At 58.9% G+C, this 17,054-nt stretch carries 18 protein-coding genes; all 18 read right to left on the minus strand.

The window, feature by feature from the left end:
• Nucleotides 1-2 precede the first annotated feature (2 nt).
• The 18 genes from P0111_11740 to P0111_11825 all read right to left on the minus strand — a co-directional run bounded on the left by P0111_11740 (nucleotide 3) and on the right by P0111_11825 (nucleotide 16,779).
• On the minus strand, nucleotides 3-1,037 hold the full coding sequence (locus tag P0111_11740) for a hypothetical protein (protein MDF0644698.1): 1,035 nt from the start codon (nucleotides 1,035-1,037) through the stop codon (nucleotides 3-5).
• A 228-nt stretch (nucleotides 1,038-1,265) separates the two neighbouring features.
• A complete protein-coding gene (locus P0111_11745; GenBank protein ID MDF0644699.1) occupies nucleotides 1,266-1,721 on the minus strand; it encodes a PqqD family protein in 456 nt (151 codons plus the stop codon).
• A gap of 94 nt (nucleotides 1,722-1,815) precedes the next feature.
• Nucleotides 1,816-2,727, minus strand: a complete 912-nt coding sequence (locus tag P0111_11750; GenBank protein ID MDF0644700.1) for a hypothetical protein — start codon at nucleotides 2,725-2,727, stop codon at nucleotides 1,816-1,818.
• Nucleotides 2,651-3,646, minus strand: coding sequence for a hypothetical protein (locus P0111_11755; GenBank protein ID MDF0644701.1), 996 nt, complete (start codon nucleotides 3,644-3,646; stop codon nucleotides 2,651-2,653). The genes P0111_11750 and P0111_11755 overlap by 77 nt, the downstream gene beginning before the upstream one ends.
• A gap of 304 nt (nucleotides 3,647-3,950) precedes the next feature.
• A complete protein-coding gene (locus P0111_11760; GenBank protein ID MDF0644702.1) occupies nucleotides 3,951-4,421 on the minus strand; it encodes a lasso peptide biosynthesis B2 protein in 471 nt (156 codons plus the stop codon).
• A gap of 165 nt (nucleotides 4,422-4,586) precedes the next feature.
• Nucleotides 4,587-6,017, minus strand: a complete 1,431-nt coding sequence (gene purF, locus P0111_11765; protein MDF0644703.1) for an amidophosphoribosyltransferase — start codon at nucleotides 6,015-6,017, stop codon at nucleotides 4,587-4,589.
• Between the two features lie 27 nt (nucleotides 6,018-6,044).
• Nucleotides 6,045-8,294 carry a phosphoribosylformylglycinamidine synthase subunit PurL gene (gene purL, locus P0111_11770; GenBank protein ID MDF0644704.1) on the minus strand — a complete coding sequence of 750 codons (2,250 nt, stop codon included), beginning with the start codon at nucleotides 8,292-8,294 and terminating at the stop codon, nucleotides 6,045-6,047.
• 6 nt (nucleotides 8,295-8,300) lie between these two features.
• Entirely contained in the window at nucleotides 8,301-8,630 is a 330-nt protein-coding gene (locus tag P0111_11775) for a pyrimidine dimer DNA glycosylase/endonuclease V (protein ID MDF0644705.1), read from the minus strand.
• A 5-nt stretch (nucleotides 8,631-8,635) separates the two neighbouring features.
• Nucleotides 8,636-9,805 (minus strand): hypothetical protein, encoded by a 1,170-nt coding sequence (locus P0111_11780; GenBank protein ID MDF0644706.1) that lies wholly within the window; start codon nucleotides 9,803-9,805, stop codon nucleotides 8,636-8,638.
• Nucleotides 9,806-9,960: 155 nt separating this feature from the next.
• Nucleotides 9,961-10,677: a phosphoribosylformylglycinamidine synthase subunit PurQ gene (gene purQ / locus P0111_11785; protein ID MDF0644707.1), complete on the minus strand. Its 717-nt coding sequence runs from the start codon at nucleotides 10,675-10,677 to the stop codon at nucleotides 9,961-9,963.
• A gap of 147 nt (nucleotides 10,678-10,824) precedes the next feature.
• On the minus strand, nucleotides 10,825-11,064 hold the full coding sequence (purS, locus tag P0111_11790) for a phosphoribosylformylglycinamidine synthase subunit PurS (protein ID MDF0644708.1): 240 nt from the start codon (nucleotides 11,062-11,064) through the stop codon (nucleotides 10,825-10,827).
• A complete protein-coding gene (locus P0111_11795) occupies nucleotides 11,061-11,279 on the minus strand; it encodes a hypothetical protein (protein MDF0644709.1) in 219 nt (72 codons plus the stop codon). The genes purS and P0111_11795 overlap by 4 nt, the downstream gene beginning before the upstream one ends.
• Before the next feature lie 252 nt (nucleotides 11,280-11,531).
• Nucleotides 11,532-12,236 (minus strand): phosphoribosylaminoimidazolesuccinocarboxamide synthase, encoded by a 705-nt coding sequence (locus P0111_11800; GenBank protein ID MDF0644710.1) that lies wholly within the window; start codon nucleotides 12,234-12,236, stop codon nucleotides 11,532-11,534.
• A gap of 23 nt (nucleotides 12,237-12,259) precedes the next feature.
• Entirely contained in the window at nucleotides 12,260-13,060 is an 801-nt protein-coding gene (locus tag P0111_11805; protein MDF0644711.1) for a chlorite dismutase family protein, read from the minus strand.
• A complete protein-coding gene (gene purB / locus P0111_11810) occupies nucleotides 13,057-14,394 on the minus strand; it encodes an adenylosuccinate lyase (protein ID MDF0644712.1) in 1,338 nt (445 codons plus the stop codon). The genes P0111_11805 and purB overlap by 4 nt, the downstream gene beginning before the upstream one ends.
• A gap of 93 nt (nucleotides 14,395-14,487) precedes the next feature.
• The gene (nusB, locus tag P0111_11815; protein ID MDF0644713.1) at nucleotides 14,488-14,931 is read right to left on the minus strand and encodes a transcription antitermination factor NusB; all 444 of its coding nucleotides are present in this window, start codon (nucleotides 14,929-14,931) and stop codon (nucleotides 14,488-14,490) included.
• Nucleotides 14,932-14,933: 2 nt separating this feature from the next.
• The gene (ribH, locus tag P0111_11820) at nucleotides 14,934-15,470 is read right to left on the minus strand and encodes a 6,7-dimethyl-8-ribityllumazine synthase (GenBank protein MDF0644714.1); all 537 of its coding nucleotides are present in this window, start codon (nucleotides 15,468-15,470) and stop codon (nucleotides 14,934-14,936) included.
• 76 nt (nucleotides 15,471-15,546) lie between these two features.
• Nucleotides 15,547-16,779 (minus strand): bifunctional 3,4-dihydroxy-2-butanone-4-phosphate synthase/GTP cyclohydrolase II, encoded by a 1,233-nt coding sequence (locus P0111_11825; GenBank protein MDF0644715.1) that lies wholly within the window; start codon nucleotides 16,777-16,779, stop codon nucleotides 15,547-15,549.
• Nucleotides 16,780-17,054 lie beyond the last annotated feature (275 nt).

Genomic DNA, 17,054 nt, shown 5'->3' on the forward strand with positions numbered 1-17,054 from the left:
GCTCAAGCGCTCTTACGCAGTTCCAGAAGCGGTTTGATCAACTGGGGCAAGTCCAGAATGTCGCGCCCGAAATGCAGGCGGTAGCTGTCCGACTGCTGGACCAGTTTCGATAACGCGTGGAACTCACGCCGCGCCACCGCCTGGTCGTAGACCAACATTCCCTGCGGCATAAGCGCTTCCAGCGCCCGGCTCTTCGCCAAGGGTTCCAGGCAGCTGTGCGGCATATCGACCACGTGCGGAAACATGATGATGGCAGGTACGCAGGACGACCCCACGGAATCAGCGTAGAGATCTTCGGCGTAGAAAAACTTCTTGCAGATCCCCTGTTGCAACAGCCCGGCCGGCGCGGTTCTGATCTCCGGAAAGAATTCCACGCTATGGTCGGTGACGTCGATCTTCATCGGGAAGGCCAGGATCTCCATGTGACCGCCGAGATCACGGAGGAGGGGATAGTCATCGGACAGATACCGGAACCCCGAACGAAGCAGGGACAGAAACGCCGTGGTCTTTCCTTGGCCGCTGTAGCCCGGAATCAGTACGCCACGGCCCTGATACTCCAGAGCGGTCGCATGGACCGTGAACAACCCCCGCCGCTTGAGCAGCTCCGTGAGCGCGAAATGAAAGAAACTCGTGCAGACATCCGCGTGCATCGCCTCCGGATTGATAAAATAGCCATCGGCCGTTCCCAGGGCTCCGTCGATCACGAGCAGTCCTTGATCGTGAAAGTCTGCGACCAGCCGGTCCCTGTCCTGAATCACATCACAACGCCAGATGGACCGTAGCGAGTCCCCCATCGACGGCCTGGTCCCGGAAAACAATGTCGTGATCGTCTTCGAGGGTCGATACGGAATATCCGCCCTTGTGCCGACCTCTTCGAAGCGAACCGTCAGGACCGTGTTTCCTGGGGCCGACTCGGCCCGATAATGCCGAAGAAACGCCAGAACTGGCGCGGCCAACGTGATGGACGATGCGTGATAGTGCAGTTCGATCCCGTGGAAGGTGAACACGTAGTCGTGAGCCTGGTTCGCTGCAAACATCTCATACCTCTTCTTGTCGCACATGCCGGCACTACCAGTGGCTGGCCGATCTTCAGCGATCGGCCAGCCGTCGAATCCAAGGTCTAGAGGCAATTAAGTGAATTAATTGTCATTGACCTTATCGCTGAACTTCTCCCGATACTTGTTACCGGTGATGTCGCGCAGCAATGCGTGAATCGTCAGCACAGGCTCCGTATAGGATTCCTTCTGATGAACGTCCATTCGTCTTCACCTCCTTTCCAGTGTTAAGAGTCCCTCGTGACCCAGTTGGGTGACGAGAGCCAGCAGATCGTCGGCGATGCGCTCGGGTGAAGCGTTGTATCTGGCGCACAGCGCCGTATGAATGTCGTGCAGGGATTCGTTTCCCGTACACCGCTCCCACACGGCGGACCCCACGCGATTGAGCGTGTAGTACCGTCCGCTGGTAAAATCCAGCAGCACGGTCTCCCCATCCAAGGTCGTGCCCTGCACATTAGTACTGAGCCGCGGAACCGCCGCCATCAATTCCTGGCGCTTCTGTTGGTTCCCGCGTTCGATTTGCCTCTGCTCCTCCTGACTCAGCAGGCTGCGGGCGGCTTCCGCCAGCTGTTCCGTTCCGGCGGATGCGTCGACCGCAGGCCACTCCGCTTCCCCCCCCTCCACGTTCGGTCTCAAATCGGCAGTAATGAACGGTTGTCTGCTCATGATCGACGTTCCTCCTTTTCCCCCTCGCGCACATCCCATGATCAGCGCGTTCCGTTTCCTTTTTCGCCTCTCCGTGGAGCGTCTGCCCGACTCTTCACGTCGTGCCGCGCGTGGTTCCCGCGCAGAGTAGATCGGCCAAGGCATCACCCATCCGCTGTCCGGTATGATTTTCGAACAGCGTAAATGCCGGACTCGTGTTCACTTCGAAGCAGTAATAGGCGCCGTCCGGTGTACGGCGAAGATCGATCCCGCTCAGACTCAGGCCGATCCCCTTCACGAGATCCAGACACATTGACTGGATCGCCGGAGGCAACTCGACGGCCCGCATGCTGCGACGGTCGCACCCCGCTTCTGCATACCGGTAATCCACAGCATCGGCAATCACCTCGGTGGCGAAGAGTCGTTCCCCGACCGTGTGCACGCGCAGGTCCGTGCCGGGAATCATTTCCTGAAACTGTGTGGGACAATCTCGGATCAGATCGAGACGCGCAAAATCGTCCCGGGTCAGCCGCTTCACGATCGACCGCTCCCCACTGATCGATTTGTAGATGACGCGGCCTCGACACTCCTCGTAAAAGGCACGAGCTGCTTCCGGCACCATCGTCACCAGGGTGTTGGGGACCCGAAACCCATACCGCTCGATCAGCTGCAGCTGATAAGGCTTCGACATATTCGTATGTGATGCCTGTCTTCGGTTCACGACGAGAACGGGCAGACTCTCCGTGAATTCCCACAGGGAGGTGACGGCCATGTACGTGGCCGGCGTCGACGTACCACGACTGGTCATCGCGCGAAGATAGACCGAGTCGATCTCCTCCGCGTGAAGAATCCGGTTTCCCAGGCTGATCCGGTCCAAGGCGCGGCCGTCTTCAATCGACCACGACAGATTCCAGATTCCGCCGTCGGAATCCGGATGGACGAGCATCAATTCAGCGTTCCGGACTGCCAGTCTGGCACAGATGTTGGCCAACACCGGGTCCGCCATCGGCCCCACGAGCAGAATCATAAAAAGCCGGACTCCTCGGTTCAGACAAATAATCGGCGAGACGCCGCACGAGTCGACGCTGCACCGCTCGGGTACAGCGCCAATAGTTGGGGGGGCCGTTTACATCAAGACAGTAGCTCCCTCCGTCAGGAGTGACGACCACTTGGCACTCGGCGAAGGTCAAACCCAACGCGCGGACCAGATCCACACACTGCCCGGTCGGAAGCGCCGGCAGGTCGGCGCCCTGCAAGAACACTTCTTCGTCGGCGTGGAGGATGGTTGCCGCTGCGTCCTCTCCCACGACATAGACGGTCATTCGTTGACCCTGCGGTACGGCCTGGAGCGAAACAGCGTGGCGCTCCATCATGTGACGAATTTGCTCGATCCCGTTCCACCGACAGAGAACGAGTCCCGGCTCCACTGATCCCAACGGCTTGAGGTACGCCCGTTCTCCCCAAGCCGAGAATTGCCGAACGGCATCGGCCTGGCTGGAAGTATAACGGGCGACCGGGAGATCAAACCCATAGGCCCGCGCGATCCGTGAAAGCGCCGCGCTCCCCCCGAGCAGAGCAGGACGTCCCCCCGGTATCGGTCGGTTGACCACGGTGCAGGGAATGCTGTTCAAGAACGCGATCCACGTCGCCGTGGTTTCACGGAGAACGTACTCGCGGTCGTGAGCGGCGAGCTCGTCGAGGACCAGCGGCAACGGGAGGACCCACTGGACGAACACTCCGCGAAGGGTGCTGCACTCGATAGATCGGTCGTCGATGACCAGTGCGCCCGTCATGGTGGGAGAGCCGGCCATGATCGACCAATTCAGCCGGATCCTGTCCAGGAGTTCGGCCCGGGGAATCAGGAGCACGTCCAGTCCACGCCGGCCCAGCTCCGCATGTACGAGTGACGCCCAGGGGTCGGTCGTATCGGCCAGCACCAGCACCACGTTCGAGCGCTCCTCCCATCGGACCGGATCAGCTTCAGGCCGGTCGCAGATAACCCGCAAGGTCTCGCCGACTTTTGAGCAGAGTAGGTCAGTAACCGGATTCTTCCTAGCTCCCTGGAAGCTGGGATAGAGCCCTACTTTGGCAGGTCAGTACTACTGCGTGGAGTGATGGATCGGACCGTCTGGACGAACTTCTTCGCGAAAACTGGAAACATCTGGAAACGGGATGTTCGGCTGGACTGATTGAAAAGACGGCGGGGTGACGGATTGCGGGTCGAGCCTCAACGGCGCGGAGATACGGAAGTCATGCCACGCGTGCAGAGCCTTCAGGCGAAGGCCGTTTCTTCGTCTCGTCCTGTCCCGCCGCAAGCTCGGGATACGAGAAGGTCACCGTGTACTGGCGCCATTGTTCGCTCAGCTCGTGAAACGGTTCCTGATCAAGTGTGAGCCATGCATGGCCATCGAGATTCGAGCCTTCCCTCCTGATCCCACAACAAAAGCGGACGGGGCGGCCGGCCCGCCTGGTCAACCAGTAGAGGGCCAACGCCCGGGGGAAACAGTTGCCTTTGGTATTGTAGGGAAACCGTTCGAGCCAGCGATCCACATAATAGATGCGGAGTTCCAACGTGGAGATGTCGCGACAGCCGGCCTCCGCCCCGCGGTTCAGCAGGTCCAGGACTTGGGGCAGACTTCTCCACCTCAGCAGGAGCCGCACAGTACACAGGAGGAGCCCCACGCCGGCTATGGTCCGGTATTTCGACAGCAGCCGAATCATGATCGACTCAGTGTAGCAGGACGGAGAGGGAAATCCAGCGTTCGCGCCCTGCGCTGACGACATACGGACCGCTCGAGAGCATCTCTCGCGCACTGTTACCCTATGACGAAGCAAAGGTGGGCTCGGGGATCGGAACCGGCTGCGAGAAGCAGCCGACAGCGGCCGTCACGGGGATGGCTCGAACAGTCCGAGTTGCAGCTCCTCGGCTCTGGTGAAGGAGATCGGATACTTTTCCGTGAAGCAGGCGCTGCAGTATTGGGTGGGCGACCCGGGAGCGGACTTCAACATGCCCTCCAAGCTCAGATACGCGAGGCTATCGGCCGTAATGTATTTTCTGATTTCCTCGATCGAGTGGCTCGAGGCGATCAGTTCTTTCTTGGTCGGCGTATCAATGCCGTAAAAGCAGGGCGAAATGATCGGCGGTGAGCTGATTCGCACGTGGACTTCCTTCGCGCCGGCCTGACGGATCATTTTCACGATCTTGCGGCTGGTCGTGCCCCGCACGAGCGAATCATCGACGACCACGACGCGCTTGCCCGCCAGAACTTCCGGCACGGCGTTCAACTTCACTTTCACGCCGAAATGCCGGATGGACTGTTCCGGCTCGATGAATGTCCGGCCGACGTAGTGGTTTCGGATCAGCCCTGTCTCAAACCGGATACCCCCGCCTTCGGCATATCCCAAGGCGGCCGGCACGCCGGAATCCGGCACTGGAATCACGATGTCGGCCGGCACCCAGGACTCCTGAGCCAGTTGCCGGCCCAGCGCCTTTCTGGTGCCATAGACCGCATTGGCCCCGTAGATTCTGCTGTCCGGCCTGGCAAAATACACGTACTCGAAGACGCACATGGCCGGATCCACATGGGTGAAGGGGTGATGGCTCTCCAAACCCTGATCATTGAGCACCACCAGTTCGCCCGGCTCGACTTCTCTGACGTATTCCGCATCGAGTAAGTCAAAGGCGCAGGTCTCCGACGCCACGACCCAGCTGCTCCTGAGCCTCCCGATGCACAGCGGCCGCAACCCGTGCGGGTCTCGCGCAGCGATCAGACCGTTGTCCGTCATCAGCACGACGGAAAAGGCGCCGCGGATCTGGCTCAAGGCATCGATCACGCGCGCGAGAAAGGTGCTGGCCCGCGAATGGGCAATCAGATGGATGATGACCTCGCTGTCGGAGGTCGATTGGAAAATCGCGCCGTACGCTTCGAGTTCATGCCGCAGGACTTGGGCGTTGATCAAATTCCCATTGTGCGCCAGCGCCAGATTTCCAAACGCGAAGTTTACGATCAGCGGTTGCACGTTCTTCAGATCTTGTCCTCCGGCGGTCGAATATCGGTTATGTCCGATGGCCATGTGCCCCGACAACGCTTCGAGGATCGACTTGTTGTAAATGTCGGCGACCAGCCCCATCCCCTTTTGCACAAAGAACTGGTCGCCGTCCCCTGAGACGATGCCGGAGGCTTCCTGTCCGCGATGCTGGAGCGCGTAGAGGCCGAGATAGGTGAGATTGGCGGCTTCCTCATGGCCATAGACGCCGAATACGGCGCATTCGTCGTGGAATTTATCGGACGGGACCAATGGAAGGTCTTTCATCATGATGAATGCCGTCGGTTCGGATCTCGACTATTCCTGCGCCAACGTCCGTGCCAAGGAGTTCGCCCACGAGTCGTACAACGCGGAAACCTCCACATCGATCGTTTTGGTCGTGGAATGCGCGTCTCTCAAGTAGGCCACGAGGCGTCCGCCGCCGACGGTTCCGATGACTTCGGCCGGCACGCCGCGCTGCCGCGCCTGCTCCAGGACGGCCTCCCGAGTTCCTGCTTTGGCCGACAGCACGACTCTCGACTGGCTTTCTCCAAACAGCACCGCATCGCGCCTCAACCGCCCGACCGGTAATGTTACCACAGCCCCGAGCCTCCGGTCTTCGGCGGAGATGCAGCACTCGCCCAGCGCGACCGCGAGGCCGCCGTCGGAACAATCATGAGCCGACTGCACCAGGCCCGAACGGATCAGACTCAAGACACAGTCCTGCAGCCGTTGTTCGGTCTCCATGTTCAAAAAGGGCGGCGAGCCCTGCTCGCGCGAGTGCACGATCTTCAGATACTCCGATCCGCCGAGATCGTCCCTCGACGAGCCAAGCAGAAGAATGTCGTCGCCCTCCTGCTTGAACCACTGGGTCATGGAGCAGTCGGCCTCCTCGATCAACCCCACCATGCCCAGCATGGGCGTCGGATAAATGGAGAGCCCGTTCGTCTCATTGTAGAAACTCACATTGCCGCTCACGATGGGGATCTGGAGGGACTCGCAGGCGTCCTTGAGGCCCTCGATCGCCAGCACGAATTGCCACATGATATCCGGCCGCTCGGGGTTGCCGAAGTTCAGACAGTCCGTCAGTCCGATCGGCTCCGCGCCCGCGCAGACGAGATTGCGCGCCGCCTCCGCGACCGCCAACCTAGCTCCTTCATAGGGATGGAGCAGGCAATAACGCCCGTTGCAGTCCACGGTCATCGCCACGGCTTTGTTGGTCCCCTTAATCCGAACCACGGCGGCGTTCGAGCCGGGGCGAACCGTCGTGTTCGTCCGCACCATATGGTCGTACTGTTGGTAGACCCACCGCTTGCTGGCGATCGTCGGCGATTCCAACAACGCCAGCAACGCGGCATTCGCATTCTTCACGTCCGGCACCGCATCGTAATTCAGGTTGGCCAGCATCTCCTGATAGGCCGGCGGCTGATGGGGCCGTTCATAGCGAGGCCCTTCGTCCGCCAGCGCCTTAGCGGGAATCTCCGCCACCACCTGTCCTTGATCCCTGACCCGTAGCATGCCGTCGCCGGTCACTCGCCCGACGACCGCGACGTCAAGGTCCCATTTTCTGCAGATCCTGATGCAGTCCTCTTCCTTGCCGGCTTTCGCCACCATCAGCATGCGTTCCTGAGATTCGGAGAGCATCAACTCATAGGGAGACATGTTCGGTTCCCGCCGAGGAACGTGAGTCAGGTCGAGTTCGATCCCGTTGCCGGCCCGAGACGCCATTTCACAGGAGGAACTCGTCAAACCGGCCGCCCCCATGTCTTGGATCCCCACCAGCAGATCCTCCGCCATCAGCTCGAGACAGGCCTCCAACAGCAGCTTTTCCTGAAACGGATCACCGACCTGGACGGTGGGACGCTTCTGCTCCGACTGATCGTCGAACGAGTCGGACGCCATCGTGGCGCCGTGAATGCCGTCGCGACCGGTTTTGGAGCCGAAGTAGATCACGGGGTTTCCGACGCCGGCCGCGGTCCCCCTGAAGATCTTGTCTTTGTGCGCGATGCCGAGGCAGAACACGTTTACCAACGGATTCATGGAATAGATGTCGTCGAAACGCACCTCCCCGCCGACGGTGGGCACGCCCATACAGTTCCCGTATCCGGCGATTCCGGCCACCACGCCTCTCATCAGATGACGGTTCTTGGCCGAGTTCAGCTCTCCGAAACGCAGCGAGTCGAGCAGCGCGATCGGCCTGGCGCCCATCGTAAACACGTCGCGCAGGATCCCTCCCACACCGGTCGCCGCTCCCTGATAGGGCTCGATGAACGAGGGATGGTTGTGCGATTCCATCTTGAAGACGACGCAGAGGCCGTCACCGATGTCGACGGCGCCGGCGTTTTCACCTGGACCTTGCACGACGCGGGGACCCGTAGTCGGCAACTTCTTCAAATGCACGCGCGAGCTCTTGTAGGAGCAATGCTCCGACCACATGACGGAAAACATGCCCAGTTCCGTGAGATTCGGCTCACGACCGAGGATGTCGACGATCTTCTTGTACTCGTCCTCCGTGAGATTATGCTGGGCAATGAGATCTTTGGTGATGCGAACGGTCGAAATATTCATGACTCCCTAGACGTCACAGTGACAATGCTTGTTCTTCACCATACTGACTTGCTGCCGTGGTGGATCCACAACCCCCTGTGCATGGCTCTGCCTGTCGCTTCCCTCTTTACCGACGGACTCCGATGCCGATAGCCCCGAAACCGCCATCTCGTTTATCAGCGCCTCATGCCGGCCATCGAGCGCCTTCAACTTCCCCTTCCACCTCAATGTCTCCGGATGATGCGCATTGCCCTTCTTGCGTTGGAGTAGGACAGACCAAATTGCGTGCAGTTCCTGGTGCTCACCCAGCAACTGGTTCCGGCACAGCTTCTTCGGCGAGATAACCCAAATGTGCATTGTTTTCACTTTATTAGGTACTTTGTGAGATGGATCTCACTGAATCCCTTTTTTTCTTCTGAGAAAAAGTTCGCCGTTTTCTTGCCGAATACTGACATGCCAATAGAATCTGTCCTCCAACTGCGTGATCCACATTCCTTCAAGCCACTTGGTGAAGTCCTCGAATGGAACAAGGAGAACAATTTTGTCTGAACCGCACCCATATGCACATACCCATCCTTTGCATCCTCAAGTTTCTCCTTTTGGTGAGGATGAAAGGCGTACCAATACATTCCTCTCGTATGTGCCCTGGATACGGCACAAACGACTACTAAGGACTTATCAGGTGAGCTATAGGTTGCGCGAGTCTGCTTAACCAGTGGACGATTCAGACTCTTCTCGATCCGGGTTATACAGGCAGCATGAAAATCAGAAGGAATGAATTGTGGAGCCCTCTTGATCTTTCCGCTTGCAAGCTCCTCACCTAATTCAGTTTCCTCGGCATCATGCCTAACCTCTTCAGCGGCAGAGAAGACCAGATCTATAATTCCATCAATCTTAGTAAACTCTTGTGGCACAAGGACATCTGCAACTTTCTTGAGCATCCGTGGATCTTCAACCGTCTCCTTTAAGAGCATTAGGCGAACCAATGCGTCTACGCTAACAAGGCGAACATCCCACGCATGCCTTGAGCCACGAATCTGAGCTTCGAGATCGCCAGTATCTTGTCTACCAACTACGATCAAAATTGATGATTTCGATTCTTGCACCTGCTTTTCCTGGACGAGGCGCTTTCTATATGCAGCAACGGAATCGAGAGATACTCGGTACGCATCTGTAGTCTTGACTTCGACTATAATTTCATTGCCGAAAGACGATCTCCAAAGCCCATCGTGACCGATTTGCGCTGAGCTGCCTCGATATCTTCCATCTTCAACATGAAAGCCGAGCCTGCGACCAATCTGATTAACAATATCTTGTAGGGCCAACCCGTTTGCATCAAATTTGCCTGCTAAACATTCTGTCGCATAGCGCGAAAGGAGAGAGCTTGGAACGCTAGAAAGAAACTCTCGAAACTCCTTGGAAGCATCCTCGCCATCTAACAATTTTCCTGTTCCAGCGATGCCAATGATCTGCTGGACATGCTTACTCTCAAGCTGGCTTCTTGATCTACTCCACAGGCCTACAAGAGACATCTACCGTTGCCTCATGGGAACTACCCATGTGCTAGCTATCAATTTCTGACCGCGGGTGACGCTGACTCGGGCGCCCATTCGCCCGCAGCGGAAGGGACCCACTGGGGGATGGGTGGAGCGAGGACGAATGGGCTGGGTCAGTGACAGGACCCGCGTCATACCCCTACCATCTTGGGCTGCCTTTTCTTCATCGCCTCCAACATGGACACAAAGATCGCGCGTCCGTCTTCATTTCCCAACAAAGCCTCCGCGCATCGTTCGGGATGGGGCATCATGCCCAAGACGTTGCCTTCGGCGTTGCGAATGCCGGCGATATTGTCTAGGGAGCCGTTGGGATTCGCGTCCAGCGTCACTTTTCCGTCTCGATCACAATATCGGAAGATCACCTGCGCATTCGCCTGCAACGCCGCCAGCGTCACCGGATCCGTATAATAGCTCCCCTCGGCATGCGCGATCGGAATCCTGAGCACTTGGCCGGGAGTGCATGCGTTCGTGAAGGGAGTAGCCGCATTCTCGACCCGCACGAAGACATCCCGGCAGACGAAATGCAGCCCGCGATTCCGCAACATGGCGCCGGGCAGCAATCCGGCTTCGAGCAGGATCTGGAAGCCGTTGCAAACCCCCAAAACCAACCCGCCCTTCGCGGCAAACTCCTTGACCGACGTCATGACCGGCGAGAACCGCGCGATCGCCCCGGTGCGCAAATAGTCGCCGTACGAGAACCCTCCGGGAATCACGACCGCGTCCAATCCGACCGGCAACGGATCTTTATGCCAAACCATCGTCACCGACTGGCCAAGCACATCCTGGAGGACATGGCGGCAATCGTGATCGCAATTACTCCCCGGAAAAACTACAACCCCGATCTTCACTTCCTTCCTCTCCCCCCTAAGAGTTGAGCGAACTTCCCTGCGCGGGTGGCGCTGGTTCCCGCTCGCCCGCAGCGGGGTCCCTACACCGGGCGGGGTGCGAGGACGAGCGGAACCAGCGGCAGGACCCGCACTAGGATTCTAAATTCCTCACGTCAACTCGTACCGATATTCTTCAATGACCGTATTGGCCAGCAACTGCTCGCACATCGCCTTGACCTCAACCTCGGCCTTCGCCCTATCCTTCTCCTCGATGTCCAACTCCATATACTTCCCGACACGGACGTTCGACGCGCTCCGAAAGCCCAGCGATTGGAGCGCATGTTCAATCGCCTTTCCTTGCGGATCGAGAATCCCCTGCTTCAACGTCACATGAACTCTTGCTTTCACGATTGGCTCCCCCGCTCTTCCCCGGCCTTATTCAAGCCGTCGATGTATCGTCTGATCCCGAAAATGGCGACAATGGTCAGGATCCCCCCGAAAGCCAGGGCAATGAAGGCCCACCGCCAGGGTGAATCGTCGAGCCGATAGGCCATGAGACCGACCACGGCGGCCCATACCGACACCGCCGCCACCAACCCATAATTCAAAAACCCCTTGAGCATTCCTTCTCTTCTCCGCCTTCCTCCCTCGAAGGGAGAGGATCGGCCGGGATTTCCGGGCGACCTGCACGGAGGTTCGGGCCACCGCACTCCCTGAACCGCCGCGGTCCGTACAACGGACGGCGAGCACTGTTCGAAGTTGCGTTCGAGCCAGGCTCGGAACGGAACAAGTTGCACAGCCGAGCGTCGGGAAGGGCTAGTGCGGTCGAGCCGCAGTGCCGGAGCCCGAAAGCCCGTCCTGATCGGCACTGCACCTCATCCGCATACCCTCCTCAACACCTCCTGATACGCCTCCTCGATCTTGCCCAAATCTTTCCTGAATCGATCCTTGTCCATCGATTCCTTCGTAGTCGCATCCCAGAACCGGCAGGTGTCGGGAGAGATCTCATCGGCAAGGATCAACTTGTCCTTGTGCCAGCCAAACTCCAGCTTGAAATCGACGAGAATCATGCGGCGTTCCAGAAAGAACGGCTGCAGCAGGCTGTCTACTTTCAGCGCCAGCCTCTTGATCTCCGCCAGCTGCTCCGGCGTGGCGAGTTTGAGCAGGCGAACGTGCTCGTCGGCGATCAACGGATCGCCGAGCGCGTCCTGTTTGAAATACCATTCGACGATCGCAGGCTGGATCGGTTCCCCTTCCTTCAGTCCCAGTCGCTTGGCCAGACTGCCCGCCACGACGTTCCGGACGACCACCTCGATCGGCACGACCGTCACCCGCTTGGTAAGCATCTCCCGGTCGCTCAAGCGACGAACAAAATGCGTCGGCACTCCGTTCTGTTCCAGCAACGTGAACAGCCGCTCGGAAACTCTATTGTTGATGATGCCTTTTTCGACGATGGTCCCGCGCTTTTGCGCGTTGAAGGCCGTCGCATCGTCCTTGAAGTATTGAACGACCTGGTCGGGATCGGGCGTCGTGAAGAGCTTCTTCGCCTTGCCTTCGTAGATCATGGTGCCGCTACTCATGCTGTCGCCTCTCGGTCGGGCCGTCACTGCGCCAAGGTTTCGATGATTTCGTCGAGGGACTTCATTGTTCCGAGCAGAGTGGGATGTCCGAATCGGCGCGTATATTGAAACTCTTTCACCTTTTCCAACGACAGAATGAGGTTGTGAAAATCCTCCAACTTCGAGGTTTCGAAATAGGTGATGAAGTCCAGATCATCCAACCCGCTGGAGTGATACAGCTTCCGCTTTACGGCCTTGCGATAGGGCAACGCCGCCACGGTGTGCTCCTTCATCATGGCGGCGCGTTTCTCCTGGTCGAGCGCCCACCAATCGGCGGTTTTTCTGATCGGAATCACAATCGCATAGGCCGAGGCGCCTGATTCATCGGCAACCTTGAGCTCCGCCTTTATCTCGTCCGGAAACCCAGGGACATAAATCGCCTTCTTGCTCATCCCGTTCAGAATACCGGCCTTTTTGAGATACCGGCCCATGGGACTGGCATGGAGATCGATCAGGAACTTCTGCGAATCACGGAGTTCCGTCGCATGGACTCGAAAGAGGATATCCGCATAGTCGGACAGTCCACGCAGAAGATACAGATCGATCGCAATCTTTTCGCGATGCTGTTCGACCACGCCTTTCAGGGCGGTCAGGTGGGCGATCCTGGTCGGCGCGTCCTGCTTGTCCCATTCCTCGGTCAGGCCGAACGCAGCAAACGTCCCATAGACTCCGGGCTCACTGAGCAACTTGTCGCGATCGGCGGCGGCATGAGACGCCGAAATCGCACCTCCCAGCACGGCACATAGGACGACGACGCACAAGCCGACATATCGTGATTGAATCATCTGCCTCCTCGCTTTGTGTGGTCGGCCCTTCCCGCTCCGTGCCCCCGGAACACGCGACGAAAGATCTTGTCGAGATGCCGCAGATAATAGTGCGGATCGAAACAGGCCGCAATCTCGCTCTTTTTCAGGTATCGGGCGATGAAGGGATCTTTGGCGGCGAGATCCTGCAGCATTCCCGCGCCCTGCCACGACACCATGGCATTGCGTTGGACCGCCTCATACGATTCCTTGCGCTGAGCCCCTTTGGCGACCAGCGCCAGCAGCAGGCGCTGCGAATACACCAGCCCTCCGGTCAGTTCCAGATTGCGCTTCATTCGCTCCGGATACACAACCAGACCGGCGATCAGATCGGCGACCTTCGCCAGCATGTAATCCACCAGAATCGTGCTGTCCGGCATGATCACCCGTTCGACGGACGAGTGGCTGATGTCTCGCTCGTGCCACAAGGCGACGTTTTCCATCGCCGCCAGACTGTTCGCGCGAACGAGGCGGGCGAGGCCGCATAGGTTTTCCGACACGATGGGATTCCGCTTGTGCGGCATCGCGGACGATCCCTTCTGGCCCTGCGCAAAATATTCCTCAGCCTCCAGCACTTCCGTCCGCTGGAGATGACGGATCTCCGTCGCGATTTTTTCGATCGTCGCCGCCAACAACGCCAGGGCTGTGGCATAGGCCGCGTGCCGGTCCCGCTGGACCACCTGGTTGGAGGCCGGATCGACGGAGAGTCCCAGTTTCGAGCAGACGTAGGCTTCGATCTCCGGGCCCTGGTGGGCAAACGTCCCCATCGCCCCGGACAGTTTTCCCACCGCGATGGTGCTGCGCACCTGGCGCAGCCGCTCCAGATGCCGGCCGATCTCCTCGTACCAGACGGCCAGCTTGAAACCGAACGAGATGGGCTCCCCATGGATGCCGTGCGACCGGCCGACCATTACGGTCTGCTTATGGAGCAGGGCCTGCCGTTTCAAGACATCCATAAACCCTTTCACTCCGTCGAGAATCACATCGAGCGCCTCGGTCATTTGCACGGCGAGCGACGTATCCACGATATCGGAGGAGGTCAATCCCATGTGCAGGAACCGGTGCTCCGACCCAACGTCGTCCGCCAACGATTCCAGAAACGCGATCACATCGTGCTTCGTCACCAGCTCGATTTCTGCGATGCGCCCCACATGGATCCTGGCCTTCCGGCGGATCCTGGCGGCGGTCCCGCGCGGCGCCTGGCCCGCGCGCTCGAAGGCGGCGCAGGCCTGCAATTCCACTTCGAGCCAGATCTCGTACTTGTGCTTGAGATCCCAGATGGCTTTCATCTTCGGACGACTGTAGCGATCGATCATTTCGCCTCGATCATGAGTTTCGGGTTACGAGTCTCGCGTATCGCGCGACTGGAATCTTCCGGCTATGAAACACGAACCCGAAACACGAAGCTTCTACTTCACGCTCTTAGCCGCTTCGGCTCGCTTCGCTTCCAACTTCGCTTCGCTCGCCAGGACCTTGTCCAAGACACCGTTCACGAACTTGGCCGCCTCGTCGTCGCCGAAATCTTTGGCCAGCTCGATCGCCTCATTCATCGTCACCTTCGCCGGCACGTCGTCGCGCCATAGTAGTTCGTAGACTCCCAGACGCAGAATATTGCGGTCGACGACTTGCATTCGGCTGACTTTCCAATTCGTCGCGTAGCGGCCGAGCAGGGCGTCCAGTTCGGCTTGATGCTCCAACACCCCGCGCACCAATGCTTCCGCGAAAGTCCTGACGTCTTCGGTCGCTTCGCATTGGTTCCAGAACTCGTCGAGCCAGACGCCGGGTCTGCCGTGGATGTCGTATTGGAACAGGATCTGGAGCGCCCGTTCACGGGATTGATGGCGGGACCCCATGACTAGACGGAGCGCTTTCGCGCCGGCCGCCGGCCGCCGTTGTGCTTGGGGTTTCCTTCGGAGGGCAGGTCGCCGCCTCGCAGCGCCCGCATAACCGTCGCCATCTCGATCGCCGATTTGGCAGCCTCCCCACCGCGATTGAATTTCGCCGGGTCCGACCGCTCGATCGCCTGCGCCACCGTGTCGGTCGTCAACACCCCGAAAATGATGGGCACGTCCGCATCCAGCGCCGCCTGGCCGATTCCCCGGCTCGCCTCACCGCTGATGTAGTCGAAATGCGGCGTATCACCGCGAATCACGGCTCCCAGGCAGATCACGGCGTCGAATCGCTTGGTCGCAGCGAGCGTCCGCGCAACGAGCGGAATCTCAAACGCGCCGGGTACGCGCACCACCTCAACGTCCTGCTCCACCACCCCGTGTTTCATCAAACCATCCAGACAGGACGACAACAGTTTACTGGTCACGAACTTGTTGAACCTCGCGACGACGACCCCGAACTTCAGCCCCGTCGCATTATGGGACCCTTTACGAAGCTTCATATCAAAGCACCCTTGTGGACACCGCGGACATTTGGTCCGGCGCGAGTGAGCGGCTGCATGTCATGTTCAGGAGCCGCTACACCTTCTTGAGGATGTGCCCCAACTTCTTCTTCTTCGTCCGCAGATATTTCACATTGGCGTCGTGCGGGGGAATTTCGATCGGCACACGCTCCACGACTTTCAAACCGTAGCCTTCGATGCCGACGATCTTGCGCGGGTTGTTCGTGATGAGCTTGATCGGATGAAGTCCGAGATTCACCAATATTTGCGCGCCGACCCCGTAGTCGCGCAGGTCGGCCTTGAATCCCAGCTTCAAATTCGCTTCGACCGTGTCGCTGCCCTGGTCTTGAAGTCCATAGGCCTTGATCTTATTGAGCAGGCCGATGCCGCGGCCCTCTTGATTGAGATAGAGGAGCACGCCTCGGCCCTCCTTTTGAATAATTTCCATCGCCTTGTGGAGTTGGTCGCGGCAGTCACAGCGCAACGACCCGAGCGCGTCGGCGGTCAGGCAACCCGAGTGGACACGCACCAACGTCGGCTCACCGATGTCCACCCGTCCTTTGACGAGAGCGATATGCGTCACGTTGTCGACCTGGTTCTCGAACGCCACCGCTTCGAACTCGCCGAACGTCGTGGGCAGCCGCGCGCTCGCCACCCGCTTCACGAATGTCTCGCGGCGCATCCGGTACTCGATCAAGGCCTTGATCGTCACCATCTTGAGCTTGTGCGCTTTAGCGAACTTGGTGAGTTCCGGCACGCGGGCCATCGTGCCGTCCTCGTTCATGATTTCGCAGATCACGCCGGCGGGAGTCAGCCCGGCCAGCCTCGCTAGATCGACCGATCCCTCCGTCTGGCCCGCCCGCTTCAACACGCCTCCTTGCTGCGCTTTCAGCGGAAAGATGTGGCCTGGCCGCGCGAGGTCCGTCGGCTTGGATTTGGGATCGATCGCCACATGGATCGTGGTCGCTCTGTCGGCCGCAGAAATGCCGGTGGTGATGTCCTTGCGCGCGTCGATGGACACGGTGAAGGCGGTGCCGAACGTGGCCGTATTCTCGACCGCTTGCTGAGGCAACTGCAGTTCTTCCACCCGTTCCGGCGGCAAGGCGAGACAGATCAGCCCGCGCGCATATCTGGCCATGAAATTGATGGCTTGCGGCGTCACCTTCTCGGCCGCGATGACCAAATCCCCTTCGTTTTCTCGGTCTTCGTCGTCCACCAGGATGACGAACCGGCCTTTCCTGATGTCTCGAAGCGCCTCTTCGATGGTGTCAAATGGAACGGCCATAGCGGACAATGTTGACTGTTTCATGCTGAATGTTCAATGAGCGAGCGATTTGTCATTGAACATCGAACATTTATCGGTTTTTTGGCCCCCGACTGTCAACGGGTAAAAGGACCTACGCCGATCCGATTTGCTGCGGCCACATCGTCGCGCATCAGCAAACCAGCACGTACAGCCGTCGTCGTCTTGGCCCCTAAATAGTCACTGCTCAGTCCGACGACAATGCGGAACAGCGCTCCGCTCCGCAGCGGGCAAGCCGCGAGGAGCCCCTGTAACTGGGGAATACGGTTTCACCAGTGCGA

The organism is Nitrospira sp., from assembly GCA_029194535.1.
GTDB lineage: Bacteria > Nitrospirota > Nitrospiria > Nitrospirales > Nitrospiraceae > Nitrospira_C.